We start from the raw sequence: 18528 nt of genomic DNA, 5'->3' as shown, positions 1-18528 counted from the left end.
TCCCGCAGTGTCCACCGCCGGCCAGAGGGCTGGCGGCCAGTGCCGATGAAGGGGGAGACGACCCGTGACAGATTTCGACGACGAAGTGGTGGATGCCGCCCTGGTCGCCACAGGATCCCCCGTGGACCAGCCCCGCATCCGGCGGGCGGTCCGGGAGATCCTCGCGGCGATCGGTGAGGATCCCGACCGTGACGGCCTGCTGGAGACCCCGAAGCGGGTCGCGAAGGCGTACGCGGAGATGTTCGCCGGTCTCCACCAGGACGCCGGGGAGGTGCTCTCCACCTCCTTCGACCTGGACCACCAGGAACTGGTCCTGGTCAAGGACATCCCGTTCTACTCCACCTGCGAGCACCACCTGGTCCCGTTCCACGGAGCCGCCCATGTCGGGTACATCCCCTCGGTGGACGGTCGCGTGACGGGCCTGAGCAAGCTGGCACGGCTCGTGGAGGTGTACGCCCGCCGCCCCCAGGTCCAGGAGCGGCTGACGACGCAGATCGTCGATGCGATGATGGAACACCTGAAGCCCAAGGGCGCGATCGTCGTCATCGAGTGCGAGCACATGTGCATGTCGATGCGCGGGGTGCGGAAGCCCGGCGCGAAGACCGTCACGTCCGCCGTGCGCGGACAGATCCGCGAGACGGCTACGCGCGCCGAGGCCATGAGCCTCATACTCGGAAGGTAGGACCACCCTGATGGATTCTCTCGCAGCAGCGCCCGGGACAGGGCCGGCAACCTCGCCACTCCCCGTCATCCGGCCCGTCCGTACACCCAGGACCGTCCATGACCTTCCCGCGGACCGCGCCGTCGTCCTGGGCATCCTGAACGTCACGCCCGATTCCTTCAGTGACGGCGGCAGATACGCGACCACCGACGACGCCATCGGCCACGGCCTGCGGATGCACTACGGCGGCGCCGACGTCATCGACGTCGGCGGCGAGTCCACCCGTCCCAACGCCCGGCAGGTCCCCGTGGAGGAGGAGCTCACCCGCGTGCTCCCCGTGGTCGCGGCGCTCGTGAAGGCCGGTGCCCTTGTGAGCATCGACACGATGCACGCCGAGACGGCGCGGCAGGCACTCGACGCCGGGGCCGCGATCGTCAACGACATCTCGGGCGCCGAGTTCGACCCCGCCATGCCGGCCCTCGTCGCCGAACGCGGCGTCCCGTACATCCTCACCCACCGCCGCGGGACCGCGGCCACCATGGACGCGCTGGCCGACTACGACGACGTCGTCGCCGAGGTGGCGGCCGAGCTCGCCGCCCTGCGGGACCGCTTCGTCGAGGCCGGCGTCGCGGCGGACCGGATCATCCTCGATCCGGGACTGGGCTTCGCGAAGACCGACGAGCACAACTGGGAGCTCCTCCGCAACCTCGACGCCTTCACGGGGATGGGCCACCGCGTGCTCGTCGGCGCCTCGCGGAAGAGGTTCCTGGGAACCCTGCTGACCTCCGCCGGGAAGGTCGCCGCGCCCGGCGAGCGCGGTTACGCGTCGCTCGCCGTCGCGACCCTGGCCGCCGCCGCCGGCGCCTGGGGCGTGCGCGTCCACGACCCCGCCGCTACCCTCGACGCCGTCAAGGTCGCCGCGGCCGCCGGTCCTCGGCCGTGACCGTCCAGGCCGCCCCCGTCCGCCCCGGCTCCCCGTCGGGGGACCTCGACGCCGTGGTGCTGAAAGGCATCACCGCCACCGGGTACCACGGTGTCTTCGACCACGAGCGCCGCGACGGGCAGCCGTTCGTCGTCGACGTCGTCCTCCACCTCGACCTGCGGCCGGCCGGTACCAGCGACGACCTCACCCGGACCGCCCACTACGGCGAGCTCGCCCTCATGGTGCACCGGATCATCGAGGGCGAGCCGTTCAGCCTCATCGAGGCCCTCGCCGAGACCATCGCGGCGTCGGTCCTCGCGTCCTTCCCGGTGGCGGCCGTGGACGTCACCGTCCACAAGCCGCAGGCGCCGATCGAGGTGCTGTTCGGCGACGTGGCCGTGACCCTGCGCCGGAGCCGGGCATGAGCAGCACCGTCCGGTCGGTGCTCGCCCTCGGCAGCAACCTCGGCGCCAGCAACGACACCCTGGCGCTGGCCGTCGCCGACCTCGTGGAGTCCGACCACGTGCGCCTGCACGCGGTCTCACCCGTGGTGCGGACCAAGCCGGTGGGCGGCCCGGAGCAGCCCGACTACCTCAACATGGTGATCGAGGTGGAGACGGACCTCGGTCCGTACGAGCTCCTCGCGCACTGCCAGGCCGTCGAGGACAGCCACCTCCGCAGGCGCACCGTCCGCTGGGGCCCCCGGACGCTCGACGTCGACATCATCACCTACGGTGCCTGGACGTCCGACGACGAGAAGCTCACCATCCCGCACCCCCGCGCGGCGTCCCGTGCCTTCGTCCTGCAGCCCTGGGCGTGGATGGACGCGGGGGCACGCCTGGACGGCCGGTCCGTCGCGGAGCTCGCGGCCGACGCCGAGGACCTTGCGGGCCTGGTGCCCTTCGAGGGAGTCTAGGACGCTGTGAGCACCCTTCGGTTCCGATGGCTGGCCGTGGTGGGCGTGGTGGCCGGAGTCGTCGGGTGGCTGGTCAACTGGCTCGCCACCCGCAACGGCTACGGCACGCCGACCCTGCCCCTGACGTCGCTCGTGACGACGGCGGTCATCATCGGGATCACGCTCGTGTTCGGCCGGCGTGTACTGCGCTGGCGCAACGGCGACCACGACCGCCCGCTCGATCCCATCCTGGCGACCCGCACCCTCGTCCTCGCGCAGGCCTGCGCCTACGCGGGTGCGCTGAGCCTGGGCTGGCACGCGGGGATCTTCGTGGACCAGGTGGCACTGCTCTCGGTGCGCTCGACCACCGGGCCCCTCTGGGGATCGGCTGCGCTGATGGCGGGTGGGATCATCATGATCATGGTGGGACTGGTGGTCGAGGACTTCTGCCGGCTCCCGCCCGACGACGGCGGCACGGGCGCTCCGGGCTCCAGCGAGGGGGAATATGCGTAGGGAACCGATCGATCCGTCGGGACTCGAGTGGTCCAGGGTGTCGCCGAAGTACCTGCGCGTCAGGCTGATCGGGTGGCTCATCGGGTCCCTGGTCTGGCTCGTCCTCGCCGCGGTCCCGCTGGTGCTGCGGCTCACCGGCGTCTGGGACTCCTTCCCGCCCGACTGGATGGCCTGGGGGCTCCCGGCCCTCGTGCTGGTCATCGCCGTCTGGCGCGGCCTCCTGCTCCCGCGGCAGGTGGCGGCCATCGGCTACGCGGAGCGCGACGACGACCTCCTCGTCCGCCAGGGCGTCTTCTTCCAGCGGACCCTGGTGGTGCCCTACGGCCGCATGCAGTACGTCGACGTCGCCGTCGGACCCCTAGAGCGCGCCTACGGGATCTGCACGCTGAAGCTGCACACCGCGTCCCCCGCCACCAACGCCCTGATCCCGGGACTCCCGGCCGAGGAGGGTGCACGCCTGCGCGAGCAGCTGTCCGCGCGGGGAGAAGCCAGGCTGGCCGGGCTGTGACCTCCATGAACAACCCCTCCGACGCGCTGCCGGCGCCCGCAGGGCCCGAGGAACCGGACGCGGGCGGTCAGGGCGGTGACGCCTGGCACCGCGTCCACGTCATCTCGCCGCTGGTGCGCGGCTGGATCGTCCTGGTGGCCATCCTCTACTTCGTCGGCAGGGACTGGTTCGAGGGCATGTTCTCGGGCGGGACGAGGGGCCGTGGACCCCTGCCCGAGGGCGTCGGCGTCCTGCTCGCCGCCGGGGTTCTGCTCGCCGTCGTCCTGGTGGTCGCCGCCGTCTTCCTCGTCTCCTGGTACTTCACGCGCTACCAGGTGACGGCCGAGCACGTGCGCGTGCACTCCGGGGTCGTCTTCCGGCAGCAGCGGCAGGCGAGGCTGGACCGCGTGCAGGCGATCGACATCGTCCAACCGTTCCTCGCCCGGATCTTCGGCCTGGCCGAACTGAAGTTCGAGGTGGCCGACGCCGGGGAATCCGCCGTCCGGCTCGCCTTTCTGAAGCTCGACGACGCCAGGAGGCTGCGCGCCACGATCCTCGCGCGGGCTGCGGGCGTGACCGAGGATCCGGAGCACCCCGGGACGATCGTCGAGGCGCCCGAGCGCGAGGTGGTGGCGATCCCGCCGGGTCGGGTGATCGGCGCGGTCGCCCTGTCGGGAACCACCGTGGCCCTGGTACTGGCAGCCGCCGTGATCATCACCCTCGGCATCACCCTGGACACCCCGATCATCGCGACGTCCTTCATCCCCATCCTCATCGGCGTGGCCGGCGCCTACTGGTCCGCCCTGAACACGGGCTACAACTTCCGTGCCGCCACATCGCCGGACGGCATCCGGATGCGCTACGGCCTGCTCGACACGAGGTCGCAGACCGTCCCGCCCGGCCGGGTCCAGGCGCTCAGCATCGTGCAGCCGCCGCTGTGGCGCCCCAAGGGGTGGTACCGCGTCACCGTGAACGTGGCCGGGTACGGCCTCTCGGCCTCCACCGAGGGCCAGGCGCGTGCCACGCTGCTGCCCGTCGGGACCTGGGGCGAGGTGCTGCAGACCCTGGCGCTGGTGCTCCCCGAGCCCGGGACGCCGCGCCCCGTCGAGGTCTTCACCGCCGGACTGGTGGGCCGCGACGACGACGAGGGGTTCGCCACCACGCCCCGCCGCGCCCGCTGGCTCGCCCCCTTCGCGTGGCGCCGCAACGGGTTCGCGGCCACGGGGACGGCCCTGCTGCTGCGCTCCGGTGTGCTGTGGCGCCGGCTCGTCGTCGTGCCGCACGAGCGCACGCAGTCGCTCTCCCTCCACCAGGGGCCCCTGGCCAGGCGCTTCGGGGTGTCCGACCTCCAGCTGCAGACCACGCCGGGTCCGGTCAGCGCACGCGTTGCGCTGGCCGACTCCGGCACGGCGTGGGACCTCTTCCACGGGCAGGCGGCGCGGGCCGCTGAAGCACGCCGCCGCAGCGGGCCGGAGCAGTGGATGAAACCCGTCCCGGTAGGCGCACCTCCGGCAGCGGGCCCCGCCGCCGGTCCCGACGATGCTCCGGGCGATCATCCCGAGGATGCCCCGGGCGGCGCGGCACCTGGTGACGGCGGGACCGGCACCATCGAGCCCCAGGCCGTGCTCGAGGTCATGCCGGACGTGCCGCGCTACGTCCCGGCACCGAGCGGGAGCGGGGTGGACGCCGATGGCCGGCGCTGACGCCTCGAGGCGCCCCGGCCGGCTCGGCGTCGGCGTGGTCGGAGCCGGCAGGGTCGGTTCCGTCCTGGGTGCGGCCCTGCGCTCGGCGGGCCACGCCGTCGTCGGCGTCTCCGCGGTGTCCGAAGCCAGCCGCGAGCGCGCGGAGAACCTGCTGCCCGGGGTGCCCGTGCTGGAGGTCAGGGACGTGGTCGAACGCGCCGAGCTGGTCCTGCTCGCCGTACCCGACGACACCCTGCCCACCCTCGTCGAGGGCCTCGCCCGGCTCGGGGCCTGGCAGGCCGGCCAACTCGTGGTGCACACCTCCGGGCGGTACGGCACCTCCGTGCTCGGGCCCGCACGTGCGGCCGGCGCCATCCCGCTGGCCATCCACCCGGCCATGACGTTCACCGGGCTGAGCCTGGACCTCGGGCGGCTGCCGGACAGCATGTTCGGCATCACGGCCCCCGCCGCGGTGCTGCCGATTGCTCAGGCGCTCGTGGTCGAGATGGGAGCCGAGCCCGTGGTCATCGAGGAGGAGTCCCGCGCGCTGTACCACGCGGCCCTCGCCCACGCCTCGAACCACCTCGTCACGATCGCGGCCCAGTCGGCGCAGCTCCTCGCCGACCTCGGGGTGCAGCACCCCGACCGCATGCTCGGCCCGCTGATGAAGGCCTCGCTCGAGAACGCACTGTCCGCCGGTGAGGGCGCCCTGACCGGCCCCGTGGCCCGCGGCGACGCCGGGACGGTCCGCATCCACCGCGCCGCCCTCGAGCAGCACGACGCCCCCGACACCCGGCAGGCCTACCTCGGCATGGCACGCGCGACGGCCCTGCGGGCCCTCGAACGCGGGGTCCTCTCGCCCGCGCAGGGCGAGGCCATCCTCGCGGCGCTCGCCGACACCCCCGCGGACGGGTCACCGGGCGCGACGCCGGGCGGCGCTCCCGGTCCGCGTCCGTGACGTCCCGCCGCGCGTCCCCGATCCCCGCCGGCCACCGGCACCCCGACCCCGTCCTGGAAGGACCCTCCGTGACACCGACCGGCACCCCGCGCCCGGCCATCCCGCTCCTCGTCTCCACTCCCGCCGACCTGCGCGCGGCGACCACCGCCCTGCTCGACGGCGCACGGTCGCGCCGCGGCGCTGCCGGCCGGCCGACGCTCGGACTCGTCCCCACTATGGGCGGCCTGCACGAGGGCCACGCCACCCTGGCGCGGACCGCGCGCCACGCCAGCGACGTCGTCGTGGTGTCCATCTTCGTGAACCCCCTGCAGTTCGGCGACCAGGCGGACCTCGACCGCTACCCGCGCACCCTCGACGCCGACCTGGGGCTCCTCGGCGCCTGCGGCGTGGACGTCGTCTTCGCCCCCTCCGTCGAGGACATGTACCCGGGCGGCGAGCCGCTGGTCCGCGTGAGCGCCGGCCGTGCGGGGGAGGTGCTCGAGGGGGCGTCGCGGCCCGGCCACTTCGACGGCATGCTCACGGTCGTCGCGAAGCTGCTCAACCTCGGGCTGCCGGGGACCGATGCGGACTACAGCGCGTACTTCGGCGAGAAGGACGCCCAGCAGCTCGCGCTCATCCGCCGCATGGTGCTCGACCTCGACGTCCCCGTCCGGATCGAGGGCGTGCCGATCGTGCGCGACACCGACGGCCTGGCCCTCTCCAGCCGCAACCGCTTCCTGGACTCCGAGGAGCGCAGCGCCGCCCTCGTCCTCTCCCGTGTGCTGGGATCCCTCCGTGCCCGCGCCGAGCGGGGCGAGCCCCTCGACCTCGCGGGCGCCCGCGCGGAGATCGACGCCCGTGAGGGCGTGGACCTCGACTACCTCGAGGTCGTCGACGCGTCCACCTTCACCCCGCGCGCGCACCCTGCACCGGGGGACGACGCCGCGGTGGGCCCCGCACTCGCGGTGGTCGCCGCGAGGGTGGGCGCCGTGCGGCTCATCGACAACGCCGTCCTGCCGGCTGTGGGCTGACGCACACCCCCTCCCCGCCGCACCTCCCGCAGGGAGCCGTAAACTTGTGTTCCGTGACCCTTGACGAAACCCTGACCCCGGACGACCTCAACGAGCAGATGCGCTTCCGGCTGCAGAAGCGGGCGGCCCTGCTCGATGCCGGCCTGGAGCCGTACCCGGTCCGGCCCGAGCGTACGTATTCCCTCGCCGAGGTCCGCGAGCAGTTCGCCGAGCTCGGGACGGGGGAGTCCAGCGGCCGGCAGGTCGCCGTCGTCGGGCGCGTGGTGTTCATCCGCAACTCCGGCAAGCTGTGCTTCGCCACGCTGCAGGAGGGCGACGGCACGCGGCTGCAGGCCATGCTCAGCCTCGCCGAGATCGGTGCGGACAGCCTGGCGCAGTGGAAGGCGCTCGTGGACCTCGGCGACCACGTCCAGGTCTCGGGTGAGGTCATCAGTTCGCGGCGCGGCGAGCTCTCCGTCATGGCGGGTTCCTGGACCATGGCCTCCAAGGCCCTGCGGCCGCTGCCCACCCTGCACGCCGGGGTGAACGAGGAGACGCGGGTCCGCCAGCGCTACGTGGACCTCATGGTGCGCGAGGAGGCCCGCCAGATGGTGCGCACCCGCGCGGCCATCACCCGGACCCTGCGCGAGACGCTCAACAGCCGCGACTACATCGAGGTGGAGACGCCCGTCCTGCAGCTCGTCCACGGCGGCGCCACGGCCCGCCCCTTCGAGACGCACCTGAATGCGTTCGACCAGAAGATGACGCTCCGAATCGCGCTGGAGCTGTACCTCAAGCGCGCCGTGGTCGGGGGGATCGACCGCGTGTACGAGATCGGCCGGATCTTCCGCAACGAGGGCGTCGACTCGACGCACAGCCCCGAATTCACGATGCTCGAGTGCTACGAGGCGTACGCGGACCAGTTCGTGATGGCCGAGCGGATGAAGGAGATGATCCTCGCCTGCGCCGACCTGCTGGGATCGCGCACCATCGAGACGGCGAAGGGCACGATCGACCTCGACGGCGAGTGGTCCTGGCTCGGTGTGTACCCGGGCCTGTCCTCGGCCGTGGGCCAGGAGATCACGCCGGACACGGCGGCGGAGGAGCTGCTGGCCGTCGCGGAACGGCACGAGGTCCCGCTGGACCCGGCCTGGGGTGCCGAGAAGATGGTCCTCGAACTGTTCTCCGAGATCGTCGAGCCCACCCTCATCCAGCCGACGTTCGTCTACGACTACCCGCCCTCGGCGCAGCCCCTGGCACGGCCGCACCGGGAGGACCCGCGCCTCATCGAGGCGTGGGACCTCATCATCGGCGGCATGGAACGCGGCACGGCGTTCTCCGAGCTCATCGACCCCGTCATCCAGCGCGACCGCCTGACCGAGCAGTCGCGCCAGGCCGCCGCCGGTGACGACGAGGCGATGCAGCTGGACGAGGACTTCCTGCGCGCCCTCGAATACGGCGCCCCCCCGATGGGCGGCATAGGCCTCGGAATCGACCGGCTCGTGATGCTTTTCACGAACGCCGGAATTCGCGAGTCGATCCTCTTCCCCATTCTCAAGCCCGAGGCGGGACAGTAATCATGGAATATGTCGCCGTCCTGCTGCCGTCCGTGTGCCTGGCCGTCCTTTTCTACTTCGTGATCAAGGCCATATTCAACGCGGACCGCGCGGAACGCGAGGCCATGGCGAAGGCCGAGGAATTGCAGGACGCCGAGGACGCGCGTGGCCGTGCGGCGGCGGACGAGAAGAAAGACAATCCGGAAATAGATCCCAGGTGAATGCCCTTCTTTGACCTCGATTGAATAGTGGCCCATAATCATCCAGGGGTCATTTCATTTCGAGGAAAATCAGGAGAGCATTGTGGCGCAGAAGGTAAAGATCATTCTCATCGATGACATCGACGGCGGCGAGGCCGACGAGACCGTGCGCTTCGGCCTGGACGGCGTGCAGTACGAGATCGACCTCTCGGAGGCACACGCCTCGGAGCTCCGCGCAGCCCTCGGCGACTACGTGGCCGCCGCCCGCCGCAGCAACTCCTCGAAGCAGCGGTCCAACACCCCGGCCGCGCCGGCCCCGGCCCGCAACCAGGAGGCCGCCCAGATCCGCGAGTGGGCCCGCGAGAACGGCTACGACGTCTCTTCCCGCGGACGCGTCAACAGCGAGATCGTGGAGGCGTACCGCGCCGCCCAGCGCTGACCACCCCCTCCGGGCGCCGGAGGGGAAGCCCTCCGGCGGTATCTCGCCTGTGGCGAACACGCGCCCAAAGCACACCCCGTGCCCGTAGCATCGAATTACGCGTTAGCTAGGAGTGTGTGTCTGATGTTCGAGAGATTTACAGATCGTGCCCGTCGAGTTGTTGTGCTGGCCCAGGAAGAGGCCCGCATGCTCAACCACAATTACATCGGCACCGAGCACATCCTGCTTGGCCTCATCCACGAGGGCGAGGGTGTAGCCGCCAAGGCCCTGGAGTCGCTCAGCATCTCGCTGGGCGCCGTACGGGAGCAGGTTCAGGAGATCATCGGTCAGGGCCAGCAGGCCCCGTCCGGTCACATCCCCTTCACCCCCCGGGCCAAGAAGGTGCTGGAGCTCTCCCTGCGGGAGGCTCTTCAGCTCGGCCATAACTACATCGGTACCGAGCACATCCTGCTCGGTCTCATCCGCGAGGGTGAGGGCGTCGCCGCGCAGGTCCTCGTGAAGCTCGGGGCCGACCTCAACCGGGTCCGCCAGCAGGTCATCCAGCTGCTGTCCGGCTACCAGGGCAAGGAGCCGGCAGCGGCCGGCGGCCCCCAGCAGGAGGGGACCCCGGCCGGTTCGGTGGTGCTGGACCAGTTCGGGCGCAACCTCACGCAGGCCGCGCGCGAGTCCAAGCTCGACCCCGTCATCGGGCGCGAGCAGGAGATGGAACGCGTCATGCAGGTCCTCTCCCGCCGTACCAAGAACAACCCCGTGCTGATCGGTGAGCCGGGCGTCGGCAAGACCGCCGTCGTCGAGGGCCTCGCCCAGGCGATCGTGCGCGGCGACGTCCCGGAGACCATCAAGGACAAGCAGCTGTACACGCTGGACCTCGGGTCCCTCGTGGCCGGCTCACGCTACCGCGGTGATTTCGAGGAGCGGCTCAAGAAGGTCCTCAAGGAGATCCGCACCCGTGGCGACATCATCCTGTTCATCGACGAGATCCACACCCTCGTGGGTGCGGGTGCCGCCGAGGGTGCCATCGACGCCGCGTCGATCCTGAAGCCCATGCTCGCACGCGGTGAGCTCCAGACCATCGGCGCCACCACGCTGGACGAGTACCGCAAGCACATCGAGAAGGACGCCGCCCTTGAGCGCCGCTTCCAGCCCATCCAGGTCGCCGAGCCCTCCGTGGCGCACGCGATCGAGATCCTCAAGGGCCTGCGCGACCGCTACGAGGCGCACCACCGCGTCTCCATCACCGACGGCGCCCTGTCCAGCGCTGCGACGCTGGCCGAGCGCTACATCTCGGACCGCTTCCTGCCGGACAAGGCGATCGACCTCATCGACGAGGCGGGGGCGCGCCTGCGCATCCGCCGGATGACGGCCCCGCCGGAGCTTAAGGAGATCGACGAGCGCATCGCCGACGTCAAGCGCGAGAAGGAGTCGGCCATCGACTCCCAGGACTTCGAGGGTGCCGCGTCGCTGCGTGACAAGGAGCAGAAGCTCCACGACGAGCGCAGCGACAAGGAGCGCCGCTGGAAGTCCGGCGGACTCGACGACATCGCCGAGGTGGACGAGGAACTCATCGCTGAGGTGCTGGCGAACTCCACGGGCATCCCCGTGTTCAAGCTGACCGAGGCCGAGTCCTCGCGACTGCTCAACATGGAGGCCGAGCTGCACAAGCGGGTCATCGGGCAGAACGAGGCCATCAAGGCCATCTCGCAGGCCATCCGCCGTACGCGTGCCGGCCTCAAGGATCCGAAGCGCCCGGGTGGCTCGTTCATCTTCGCCGGCCCTACCGGCGTCGGCAAGACCGAGCTCGCCAAGGCTCTTGCGGAGTTCCTGTTCGGCGAGGAGGACGCCCTCATCACGCTGGACATGTCCGAGTACTCCGAGAAGCACACCGTCTCGCGGCTCTTCGGTGCCCCTCCGGGCTACGTGGGCTACGAGGAGGGCGGCCAGCTGACCGAGAAGGTCCGCCGCAAGCCGTTCTCCGTGGTGCTCTTCGACGAGGTGGAGAAGGCGCACGCCGATCTCTTCAACTCGCTCCTGCAGATCCTCGAGGACGGCCGCCTGACGGACAGCCAGGGGCGCATGGTGGACTTCAAGAACACCGTGATCATCATGACCACCAACCTCGGGACGCGCGACATCTCGAAGGGTGTCATGACGGGCTTCCAGTCCGGGTCCGACACCACCACGAGCTACAACCGGATGAAGGCCAAGGTCACGGAGGAGCTCAAGCAGCACTTCCGCCCCGAGTTCCTGAACCGCGTCGATGACACCGTGGTGTTCCCGCAGCTCACCCAGGACGAGATCGTCCAGATCGTGGACCTGTTCCTCGAGCGCCTGAGCCGCCGCATGGCGGACAAGGGCATGACGATCGAGCTCACCCCCGCGGCCAAGGTCCTCCTTGCCACCCGCGGCTACGACCCCGCGATGGGTGCACGGCCCCTGCGCCGCACCATCCAGCGCGAGATCGAGGACCAGCTCTCCGAGAAGATCCTCTTCGGGGACCTGAAGTCGGGGGAGCGCGTCGACGTGGACGTCGAGGGCGAGGGCGTCGATGCGCACTTCACCTTCGTGGGCCACGGAGCTCCCAAGGAGCTCGAGGATGCACCGGCCGCCCTGGAGGCGACCGTCCCCGAGTAGCACTGCCCGTTCGGAACGGCAACAGCGGAACCCGCCCTGGTCACCAGGGCGGGTTCCGCTGTTCCTGCAGGGACGCCGTCCTGCAGGGAGGCGGAGGCGCATCGCAGCCCCGGCGTGGCGGGGTGGGCTCGGTAGAGTGGAGCGGGTGACCCCCTTCACCATCCGCCGCGCGCGCACCTCGGACGTCCCTGCCATCAAGGCGCTCGTCGAGCCGCTCGCCCAGGACCGCGTCCTGATGGCCAAGGAGACGGTGGCGTATTACGAGGGCCTGCCCGAGTTCCGCATCGCCGAGTCCGACGACGGCGAGGTGCTCGGCTGCGGGGCACTGCACATCATGTGGGAGGATCTCGCCGAGGTGCGCACCCTCGCCACGGCCCCGGCGGCCAGGGGACGCGGTGTGGGCCACGCGCTCGTCGAGGAGCTACTGGACGAGGCCCGCGGGTTCGGGGTGAGCCGCGTCTTCTGCCTGACCTTCGAGGTGGGGTTCTTCCGCCGCCACGGTTTCGAGGTCATGGCGGACCAGTCCGCCATCGATCCGCGCATCTACTCCGAGCTCCTGCGTTCCCATGACGAGGGTGTCGCGGAGTTCCTCGACCTGGCCCGCGTCAAGCCCAACACACTCGGGAACACGCGGATGATCAGGGAACTCTGAGCGGGGCGGCTGGCTTTCCCCGGATCCCGGAGGATAAGGTAAGAGTGCTTAGCATTCCTGAACGGGATGCGGGCAGGCCACCGGAACCGGTGGCCGTACACCGAGCTGAAGGAGGTCCGAATCATGGGACTGGATGACAAGATCGGGAACAAGAGCGAAGGCCTGGGCGGCAAGGTCAAGGAAGGCCTCGGCAAGGCCAGCGGCGACGAGAACCTGGAGGCCGAGGGCCACAAGGACCAGGCGACCTCCAAGCTCAAGGACGCCGGAGAGAACATCAAGGACGCCTTCAAGGGCCACTGATCCATCCCGGCCGCACGCCTGAGCGAGCGGCTCGGTCTCCTGAGGGAGGGAACCCGTTGCGGGTCCCTCCCTCAGGCGTTCTCCGCCCCACGGCGGGGCTATAGGCAGGGGCAGGAACGGACGGTAATGTCACCAGTGGCCGGGGTGGTCCATGGAAGGCGGGCTGCAGGGCCGTCAGAACGTCCCTTCGCAGTCAAGGAGCAGCCGTCGTGAAGAAGCTCATCAACGACCCCAGAGCCGTGGTCGACGAATCGGTCGAAGGATTCGGCATCGCGCATGCCGACCTCGTGACCGTCCATCCGGAACCGCTCTTCATCACCCGTAGGGACGCCCCCGTGCAGGGCAAGGTGGGTCTCGTGTCCGGAGGCGGAAGCGGCCACGAACCACTTCATGCGGGCTTCGTGGGACGAGGGATGCTCGACGCCGCGGTCCCGGGCGCGGTCTTCACGTCCCCCACACCCGACCAGATCATCCCCGCCACCGCGGCCGTCGACGGCGGCGCGGGCGTCCTCCACATCGTCAAGAACTACACGGGCGATGTCCTCAACTTCGAGACGGCCGCCGAGATGGCCGAGGCCGACGGCGTGTCGGTGCGCTCCGTCCTCGTGAACGACGACGTGGCCGTCGAGGACTCGCTGTACACGGCGGGCCGCCGCGGCGTCGGAGGGACCGTCCTCGTGGAGCGCATCGCCGGTGCGGCCGCCGAGCGCGGCGACGACCTCGACGGTGTCACCGCCGTGGCCCAGCGCGTCGTGGACGGCGTCCGCTCCATGGGGGTCGCGCTCGCGGCGTGCACCGTCCCGCACGCGGGCGTGCCCAGCTTCGAGCTCGCCGAGGACGAGATCGAGATCGGGATCGGCATCCACGGGGAACCGGGCCGGCACCGGATCGCCATGGAGGAGGTCGACGGCATCACGCAGCGGCTCCTCGACCCGATCGTGGCCGACCTCAAACTGACCTCCGGAGACCGCACGATCGTGATGGTCAACGGGATGGGCGGCACGCCCGCGAGCGAGCTGTACATCATGTACCGGAAGGTCGCACAGCTTCTCGGGGACCTCGGTGTCAGCATCGAGCGGTCCCTCGTCGGCAACTACATCACCGCGCTCGAGATGCAGGGAGCATCCCTGACCATCCTCCGGGCCGACGACGAGATGCTCGAGCTCTGGGACACCCCGGTGCACACCGCCGCGCTGCGCTGGGGGGCATGAGGATGGCCGAATCCCTCGACACCCGGTGGGCCGTGCGGTGGATCCAGGAGACCGCGCGCGTGGTCGCGGAGAACCGCGCCCTGCTGATCGACCTCGACAGGGTGATCGGCGACGCGGACCACGGGGAGAACCTGGACCGGGGGTTCAGCGCCGTCATCGCCAAACTCGACGCCGGTGAGCCGCCCGCCACGCCGGCGGCGGTCCTCAAGCTGGTCGCCATGACGCTCATGTCCACCGTCGGCGGAGCCGCGGGACCGCTGTACGGGACGGCCTTCCTCCGCGCCGCCACGTCCCTCGGGGAGGCGGGGGAGATCGATGCGGACGCGGCCGCCGGCATGATCAGGGCGGCGCGGGACGGCATCGTGGCCCGTGGGAAGGCCGAGGTGGGGGACAAGACCATGGTCGACGCCTGGACACCCGCCACCGAGTCCGCCGAGACCGCCGCCCAGGCCGGAGCGACCGCCCCGGAGGTGCTCGCGGCCGCCGCCAACGCCGCCCATGCGGGAGCGGTGGCCACCGAACCCCTGATCGCACGCAAGGGCAGGGCGAGCTACCTCGGTGAGCGCAGTGCCGGGCACCAGGACCCGGGCGCGGTGTCGTCGGCCCTGATCCTGACGGCGGCCGCAGCGGTGGCCGGGGGCGAGGTCGCGTGAGCGTCGCACTCGTCATCGTCTCGCACAGCGAGAAGATCGCCGAGGGCGTCGTCGAGCTGGCCGCGCAGATGGCGCCCGACGTCGTCCTGGTCGCCGCCGGAGGAGCGGAGGACGGATCGGGCCCCGCCCGTATCGGCACGAGCTTCGAGCGGGTGCAGGCCGGGATCGAGCAGGCCTCGGGCGGCGACGGCGTGGTGGTCCTGACCGACCTCGGCTCCGCGGTGATGACGGCGGAGATGGTGCTCGAGTTCCTCGAGCCCGAGGCGCGGGAGTCGGTCCGGCTCGCCCAGGCGGCCCTGGTGGAGGGAGCGATCGCGGCTGCCGTGCACGCCCAGGGCGGGGCTTCCCTCGACGAGGTGGTCAGGGCGGCGGAGGGTGCCGTGGTGTCCGTCCGCCCCGAGGAGTTCGAGCCCTTCGTCAGTCACGCCGCGGCGTCCCCGGGGCAGGGCGGGGCTTCCGACGGCGCGTCGTCGGCTGCAGCGGAGGCGTCCGCAGGACCGACGGCCGGCGGCTCGTGGACCCTGCCGAACCAGATGGGTCTGCACGCCCGGCCCGCTGCCACGCTCGCCACGGGCCTCGCGGACCTCGATGCGGAGGTGACGGTCAACGGGGTGGACGGCAAGTCGGTGATGCTGCTGATGAGCCTCGGACTCGGTCAGGGGAAGACGGTGACGGTGGAGGCCAGGGGTCCGGACGCGCAGGCGGCCGTCGATTTCATCGGGCAGGCTGTCGAGTCCGGCTTCGGCGAACCCGCCTGAGCGGCGCCGGGCCCTGCTTCCCGTGCGGCGGGTCCGCCTCAGGCCGGCAGGCGGACCCCGCCGTCGACCTCCTCTGCGAGACCATCGGCCAGGAGGCCGGTGAGCGCGCGCTCGAGCTGCTCCGCGGGCGCGCGCAGCCCGTGCAGTGCGGCGAACGCGCCCGGCCCGCGGTCGGGAGGCTGCAGGGAGACGTCGGCGCCCATGGCGAGATCCACCGGAGCCTCCAGGAGCATCGACCGCGGAACGGGGGCGTCGGTGTCCCGCAGGACGGCGACGATGGCGCCACGCACCTGCCGGTCCGTCCCGGCCCAGGCCTGGCCCTTCGGTACGTACTCGGGTGCCGGCCGTCCCGCCGCCACCCAGGCGCATGCGTCCCGGACCGGGCAGGCATCGCACAGAGGGTTCCTGGCCGTGCAGACGACGGCGCCCAGCTCCATCACGCCCGCGTTCCAGCGCACCGAGAGGGCGGTGTCGTCGGGCAGCAGCTCGACGGCCCGCTTCGTCTCGGCGGCCGTCAGCGCCGGGGCGGGAAGGGCTGCACCACCGAAGAGCCGGGCGTGGACGCGCCGGATGTTGGTGTCCACGACGGTCTCCCGGCGGCCGAACGCGAAGGATGCCACCGCGGCGGCCGTGTAGGTGCCGATCCCGGGAAGGGAGAGCAGCTCGTCGTAGGTGGACGGCACCGCGCCCCCGTGCTGCGCCACGATGGCCGCAGCCGCGGCGTGCAGGCGGAGGGCGCGGCGGGGATAGCCGAGCCGGCCCCAGTGGCGCACCGCGGCTCCTGAGGGCTCGGCCGCGAGGGACGCCGGGCTCGGCCAGCGGTCCAGCCACTCGCGCCACACCGGGAGGACCCGGACCACGGGGGTCTGCTGCAGCATGACCTCGCTGACGAGGATGCCCCACGGGGAGCACCCCGGGTCCCGCCACGGCAGATCCCGGGCGGCTTCCGCGAACCAGTCGGTCACCCGCAGATGGAGGTCCCGTACCTGGAGGTCCCGCGCGAGACGATCCTGCGGGAGCGAGGAAGTGCGACCGGCCGGGCGCGCCGGACCGGGACTCGTCGCGCTGCCGGGGGTCATGGGTGCTCCTGGGTCATTTCGGTCAATACTCTATCCACCGGCGTGGTGGCCTGAAGAATGCGCGGGACCCTCCCTAGCCTTGATGGATGGCATCAACGGGGCACGGCGGCGACCACGGCAGGGGCGGACGGACCGGCAGCAGTCGGAGGCCGAGCCCAGCGATCTATCGCCGACGGCGCCTGGTCGTGATCCTCCTCGCGCTCCTCGTCGTCGCGGCCCTCGCCGTCGGTGGCGCGGCGCTCGCCGGAGCGCTCGGCCGTGGCCAGGACACAGCTGCGGGCGACCCTCCGGCGCCGGTCGGAACCCCCTCCGCGGATCCGACTCCGTCGGCCGGCCCCACCGCATCGGCGACGACGGCTCCGGCCGGACTGACGGCGACACCGACACCCGGCAGGACCCCGACACCCGGTGCGACGCCGTCACCCAGCGCCTCGGCCACGTCGTCGTCCGCCGCCGACGCATGCGACCCCGGCACGGTGGTGGTCGAGGCCGAGACCGACCGGCAGGAGTACGGGCCGGATGACACGGTGGTCCTGACCCTCGTGGTCCGCAACACGGGGGACACGGCCTGCAGCGTGAACGTCGGCACGTCGCAGATGGAGTTCCTGGTGACCAGCGGCGACGAGCGCGTGTTCTCCTCCATCGACTGCCAGCAGGCCTCGCAGGACCTCGAGCACACCATCGAAGCGGGCGCCGACGAGCGGGCGCGGTTCGAGTGGTCGCGCAACCGCAGCATGCCGGGCTGCACCCCGGCGGACGAGACGCCCGGGGCAGGCGGGTACACGCTCACCACCAAGCTCGGGGTCCGCGACAGCAGCCCCGTGGAGTTCACGCTGCGGTAGCGCGGGCGAGCGCTACATGAAGCGGTCGAGGAGGCTCGTCTCGGCGATCCTGGACAGGCCCTCGCGGACCGTCCGCGCCCGCTGCTCGCCGATGCCGTCCACGGCCATGAGATTGTCGATGTTCGCTGCCATGAGGTTCTGCAGCCCGTCGAAGTGCTCCACGAGGCGGTTCGCGACGGCGGGTGGCACCGCCTTGATCCCGGAGAGCAGGCGGAAGCCCTTCGGCTGGATGACGGCCTCCAGCGAGTCGACCGACGGGTTGAAGCCTAGGACGCTCGCGATGGTCCCGAGGTCGATGAGGTCCGTGGAACTGAGGCCCTGCAGCGTCGCGACGCGCTCGTCGAGCGGCACCGTGCTGTTGCCGAGGTCCATGTAGTCGCGCAGCACCATCTCGGGACCGGGGCCGAGCCCGGTGGTCAGTTCCTCGACCTGCAGCGACAGCAGGCGGCCGTCCACGCCCAGTTCGAGGACGTACTGGGAGATCTCCTCGGAGATCCTGCGCACCATCTCCTGCCGCTGCAGTGTGACGGCGACATCCCGTACGGTGACCATCGCCTCGATCTCCAGGGCGGACAGGGAGTTGGTGACCTGGTCGAGCCGGGCGCGGTACCGCTCCAGCGTGGCCAGGGCCTGATTGGCGCGTGCCAGCACGGGCTCGGACCCCTCGAGGACGTGGCGGAGACCGTCGATGTAGAGGGCGATGATCTGCATCGACTGGCTGACGCTGATCACCGGGAGGTTGGTCTGCTTCGCCACGCGCTCAGCGGTGCGGTGCCGCGTCCCGGATTCCTGCGTCTCGATGGTGTGGTCGGGGACGAGCTGCACCGCGGCGCGCAGGATCCGGCTCGCGTCCTTGTCGCACACGATGGCGCCGTCCATCTTCGCCAGTTCGCGCAGGCGTGTGGGCGAGAACTCGATACCGATGTCGAAGCCGCCCGAACAGATCGAGTCCACCGTGCGGTCGAAGCCCAGCACGATCAGCGCACCCGTGCGGCCCCTCAGGATTCGCTCAAGACCGTCGCGCAGGTGCGTTCCCGGGGCTACTCTGGCGAGGGTGGCTTTCAGCGAGTCCTCCGGACTACGAACCATGGCCTATCCTT

General features: G+C 71.1%; 21 protein-coding genes. 19 read left to right on the top strand and 2 right to left on the bottom strand.

The genetic code is table 11. The features are described from left to right. Positions 1-64: 64 nt before the first annotated feature. From folE to dhaM, 18 genes are all read left to right on the top strand, one after another. Positions 65-682, top strand: a complete 618-nt coding sequence (gene folE / locus ACX80N_RS08590) for a GTP cyclohydrolase I FolE (protein WP_205753620.1) — start codon at positions 65-67, stop codon at positions 680-682. Between the two features lie 10 nt (positions 683-692). Next, positions 693-1604, top strand: a complete 912-nt coding sequence (folP, locus tag ACX80N_RS08585) for a dihydropteroate synthase (RefSeq protein ID WP_459339035.1) — start codon at positions 693-695, stop codon at positions 1602-1604. After that, a complete protein-coding gene (gene folB / locus ACX80N_RS08580) occupies positions 1601-2008 on the top strand; it encodes a dihydroneopterin aldolase (protein ID WP_105032295.1) in 408 nt (135 codons plus the stop codon). The genes folP and folB overlap by 4 nt, the downstream gene beginning before the upstream one ends. Then, positions 2005-2499: a 2-amino-4-hydroxy-6-hydroxymethyldihydropteridine diphosphokinase gene (folK, locus tag ACX80N_RS08575; protein WP_459339034.1), complete on the top strand. Its 495-nt coding sequence runs from the start codon at positions 2005-2007 to the stop codon at positions 2497-2499. Before folB ends, folK begins: the two co-directional genes overlap by 4 nt. A 6-nt stretch (positions 2500-2505) precedes the next feature. Then, complete coding sequence (locus ACX80N_RS08570; protein ID WP_105032297.1) at positions 2506-2991, top strand: DUF3180 domain-containing protein; 486 nt, start codon at positions 2506-2508, stop codon at positions 2989-2991. Then, complete coding sequence (locus ACX80N_RS08565; RefSeq protein WP_105032298.1) at positions 2984-3499, top strand: PH domain-containing protein; 516 nt, start codon at positions 2984-2986, stop codon at positions 3497-3499. The genes ACX80N_RS08570 and ACX80N_RS08565 overlap by 8 nt, the downstream gene beginning before the upstream one ends. Positions 3500-3504: 5 nt before the next feature. Beyond that, the gene (locus tag ACX80N_RS08560) at positions 3505-5181 is read left to right on the top strand and encodes a PH domain-containing protein (protein WP_459339048.1); all 1677 of its coding nucleotides are present in this window, start codon (positions 3505-3507) and stop codon (positions 5179-5181) included. Beyond that, positions 5168-6118 carry a Rossmann-like and DUF2520 domain-containing protein gene (locus ACX80N_RS08555; protein ID WP_459339033.1) on the top strand — a complete coding sequence of 317 codons (951 nt, stop codon included), beginning with the start codon at positions 5168-5170 and terminating at the stop codon, positions 6116-6118. Before ACX80N_RS08560 ends, ACX80N_RS08555 begins: the two co-directional genes overlap by 14 nt. 68 nt (positions 6119-6186) lie before the next feature. Continuing rightward, complete coding sequence (gene panC / locus ACX80N_RS08550; protein WP_459339032.1) at positions 6187-7128, top strand: pantoate--beta-alanine ligase; 942 nt, start codon at positions 6187-6189, stop codon at positions 7126-7128. Positions 7129-7226: 98 nt separating this feature from the next. Continuing rightward, the gene (gene lysS / locus ACX80N_RS08545) at positions 7227-8684 is read left to right on the top strand and encodes a lysine--tRNA ligase (RefSeq protein WP_459339047.1); all 1458 of its coding nucleotides are present in this window, start codon (positions 7227-7229) and stop codon (positions 8682-8684) included. Between the two features lie 2 nt (positions 8685-8686). Next, on the top strand, positions 8687-8884 hold the full coding sequence (locus ACX80N_RS08540) for a hypothetical protein (protein WP_105032301.1): 198 nt from the start codon (positions 8687-8689) through the stop codon (positions 8882-8884). 82 nt (positions 8885-8966) lie between these two features. Next, positions 8967-9302 carry a histone-like nucleoid-structuring protein Lsr2 gene (locus ACX80N_RS08535; protein ID WP_459339031.1) on the top strand — a complete coding sequence of 112 codons (336 nt, stop codon included), beginning with the start codon at positions 8967-8969 and terminating at the stop codon, positions 9300-9302. Positions 9303-9425: 123 nt separating this feature from the next. Beyond that, positions 9426-11933 carry an ATP-dependent Clp protease ATP-binding subunit gene (locus ACX80N_RS08530; RefSeq protein WP_459339030.1) on the top strand — a complete coding sequence of 836 codons (2508 nt, stop codon included), beginning with the start codon at positions 9426-9428 and terminating at the stop codon, positions 11931-11933. 145 nt (positions 11934-12078) lie between these two features. Next, on the top strand, positions 12079-12585 hold the full coding sequence (locus tag ACX80N_RS08525) for an amino-acid N-acetyltransferase (protein ID WP_105032304.1): 507 nt from the start codon (positions 12079-12081) through the stop codon (positions 12583-12585). Between the two features lie 123 nt (positions 12586-12708). Then, a complete protein-coding gene (locus ACX80N_RS08520; protein WP_105032660.1) occupies positions 12709-12885 on the top strand; it encodes a CsbD family protein in 177 nt (58 codons plus the stop codon). A 209-nt stretch (positions 12886-13094) separates the two neighbouring features. Further along, entirely contained in the window at positions 13095-14096 is a 1002-nt protein-coding gene (dhaK, locus tag ACX80N_RS08515; RefSeq protein ID WP_105032305.1) for a dihydroxyacetone kinase subunit DhaK, read from the top strand. Continuing rightward, complete coding sequence (gene dhaL, locus ACX80N_RS08510; protein WP_459339029.1) at positions 14093-14749, top strand: dihydroxyacetone kinase subunit DhaL; 657 nt, start codon at positions 14093-14095, stop codon at positions 14747-14749. Before dhaK ends, dhaL begins: the two co-directional genes overlap by 4 nt. Next, a complete protein-coding gene (gene dhaM, locus ACX80N_RS08505) occupies positions 14746-15507 on the top strand; it encodes a dihydroxyacetone kinase phosphoryl donor subunit DhaM (RefSeq protein WP_459339028.1) in 762 nt (253 codons plus the stop codon). Before dhaL ends, dhaM begins: the two co-directional genes overlap by 4 nt. A gap of 38 nt (positions 15508-15545) precedes the next feature. Here the strand turns inward: dhaM and ACX80N_RS08500 are convergent, their stop codons facing one another. Further along, positions 15546-16586, bottom strand: a complete 1041-nt coding sequence (locus tag ACX80N_RS08500) for an HhH-GPD family protein (protein ID WP_459339027.1) — start codon at positions 16584-16586, stop codon at positions 15546-15548. A gap of 86 nt (positions 16587-16672) precedes the next feature. On the opposite strand from ACX80N_RS08500, the gene ACX80N_RS08495 reads away from it, so the two are divergent. Further along, positions 16673-17428, top strand: a complete 756-nt coding sequence (locus ACX80N_RS08495) for a hypothetical protein (protein ID WP_459339026.1) — start codon at positions 16673-16675, stop codon at positions 17426-17428. Positions 17429-17440: 12 nt separating this feature from the next. Here ACX80N_RS08495 and disA read toward each other — a convergent pair whose 3' ends face one another. Continuing rightward, complete coding sequence (disA, locus tag ACX80N_RS08490) at positions 17441-18517, bottom strand: DNA integrity scanning diadenylate cyclase DisA (protein ID WP_459339025.1); 1077 nt, start codon at positions 18515-18517, stop codon at positions 17441-17443. Between the last annotated feature and the right edge of the window lie 11 nt (positions 18518-18528).

The organism is Arthrobacter sp. MDT2-16, from assembly GCF_054510925.1.
This window is presented reverse-complemented; position numbering and strand designations above follow the sequence as displayed.

Excerpts from the sequence above, each read along its gene's own strand:
- folP (WP_459339035.1), top strand. The coding sequence starts at position 693 with ATGGATTCTCTCGCAGCAGCGCCCGGGACAGGGCCGGCAACCTCGCCA.
- folK (WP_459339034.1), top strand. The coding sequence starts at position 2,005 with ATGAGCAGCACCGTCCGGTCGGTGCTCGCCCTCGGCAGCAACCTCGGC.
- ACX80N_RS08565 (WP_105032298.1), top strand. The coding sequence starts at position 2,984 with ATGCGTAGGGAACCGATCGATCCGTCGGGACTCGAGTGGTCCAGGGTG.
- ACX80N_RS08560 (WP_459339048.1), top strand. The coding sequence starts at position 3,505 with ATGAACAACCCCTCCGACGCGCTGCCGGCGCCCGCAGGGCCCGAGGAA.
- ACX80N_RS08555 (WP_459339033.1), top strand. The coding sequence starts at position 5,168 with ATGGCCGGCGCTGACGCCTCGAGGCGCCCCGGCCGGCTCGGCGTCGGC.
- lysS (WP_459339047.1), top strand. The coding sequence starts at position 7,227 with ATGCGCTTCCGGCTGCAGAAGCGGGCGGCCCTGCTCGATGCCGGCCTG.
- ACX80N_RS08540 (WP_105032301.1), top strand. The coding sequence starts at position 8,687 with ATGGAATATGTCGCCGTCCTGCTGCCGTCCGTGTGCCTGGCCGTCCTT.
- ACX80N_RS08530 (WP_459339030.1), top strand. The coding sequence starts at position 9,426 with ATGTTCGAGAGATTTACAGATCGTGCCCGTCGAGTTGTTGTGCTGGCC.
- ACX80N_RS08520 (WP_105032660.1), top strand. The coding sequence starts at position 12,709 with ATGGGACTGGATGACAAGATCGGGAACAAGAGCGAAGGCCTGGGCGGC.
- dhaL (WP_459339029.1), top strand. The coding sequence starts at position 14,093 with ATGAGGATGGCCGAATCCCTCGACACCCGGTGGGCCGTGCGGTGGATC.
- ACX80N_RS08500 (WP_459339027.1), bottom strand. The coding sequence starts at position 16,586 with ATGACCCCCGGCAGCGCGACGAGTCCCGGTCCGGCGCGCCCGGCCGGT.
- ACX80N_RS08495 (WP_459339026.1), top strand. The coding sequence starts at position 16,673 with ATGGCATCAACGGGGCACGGCGGCGACCACGGCAGGGGCGGACGGACC.
- disA (WP_459339025.1), bottom strand. The coding sequence starts at position 18,517 with ATGGTTCGTAGTCCGGAGGACTCGCTGAAAGCCACCCTCGCCAGAGTA.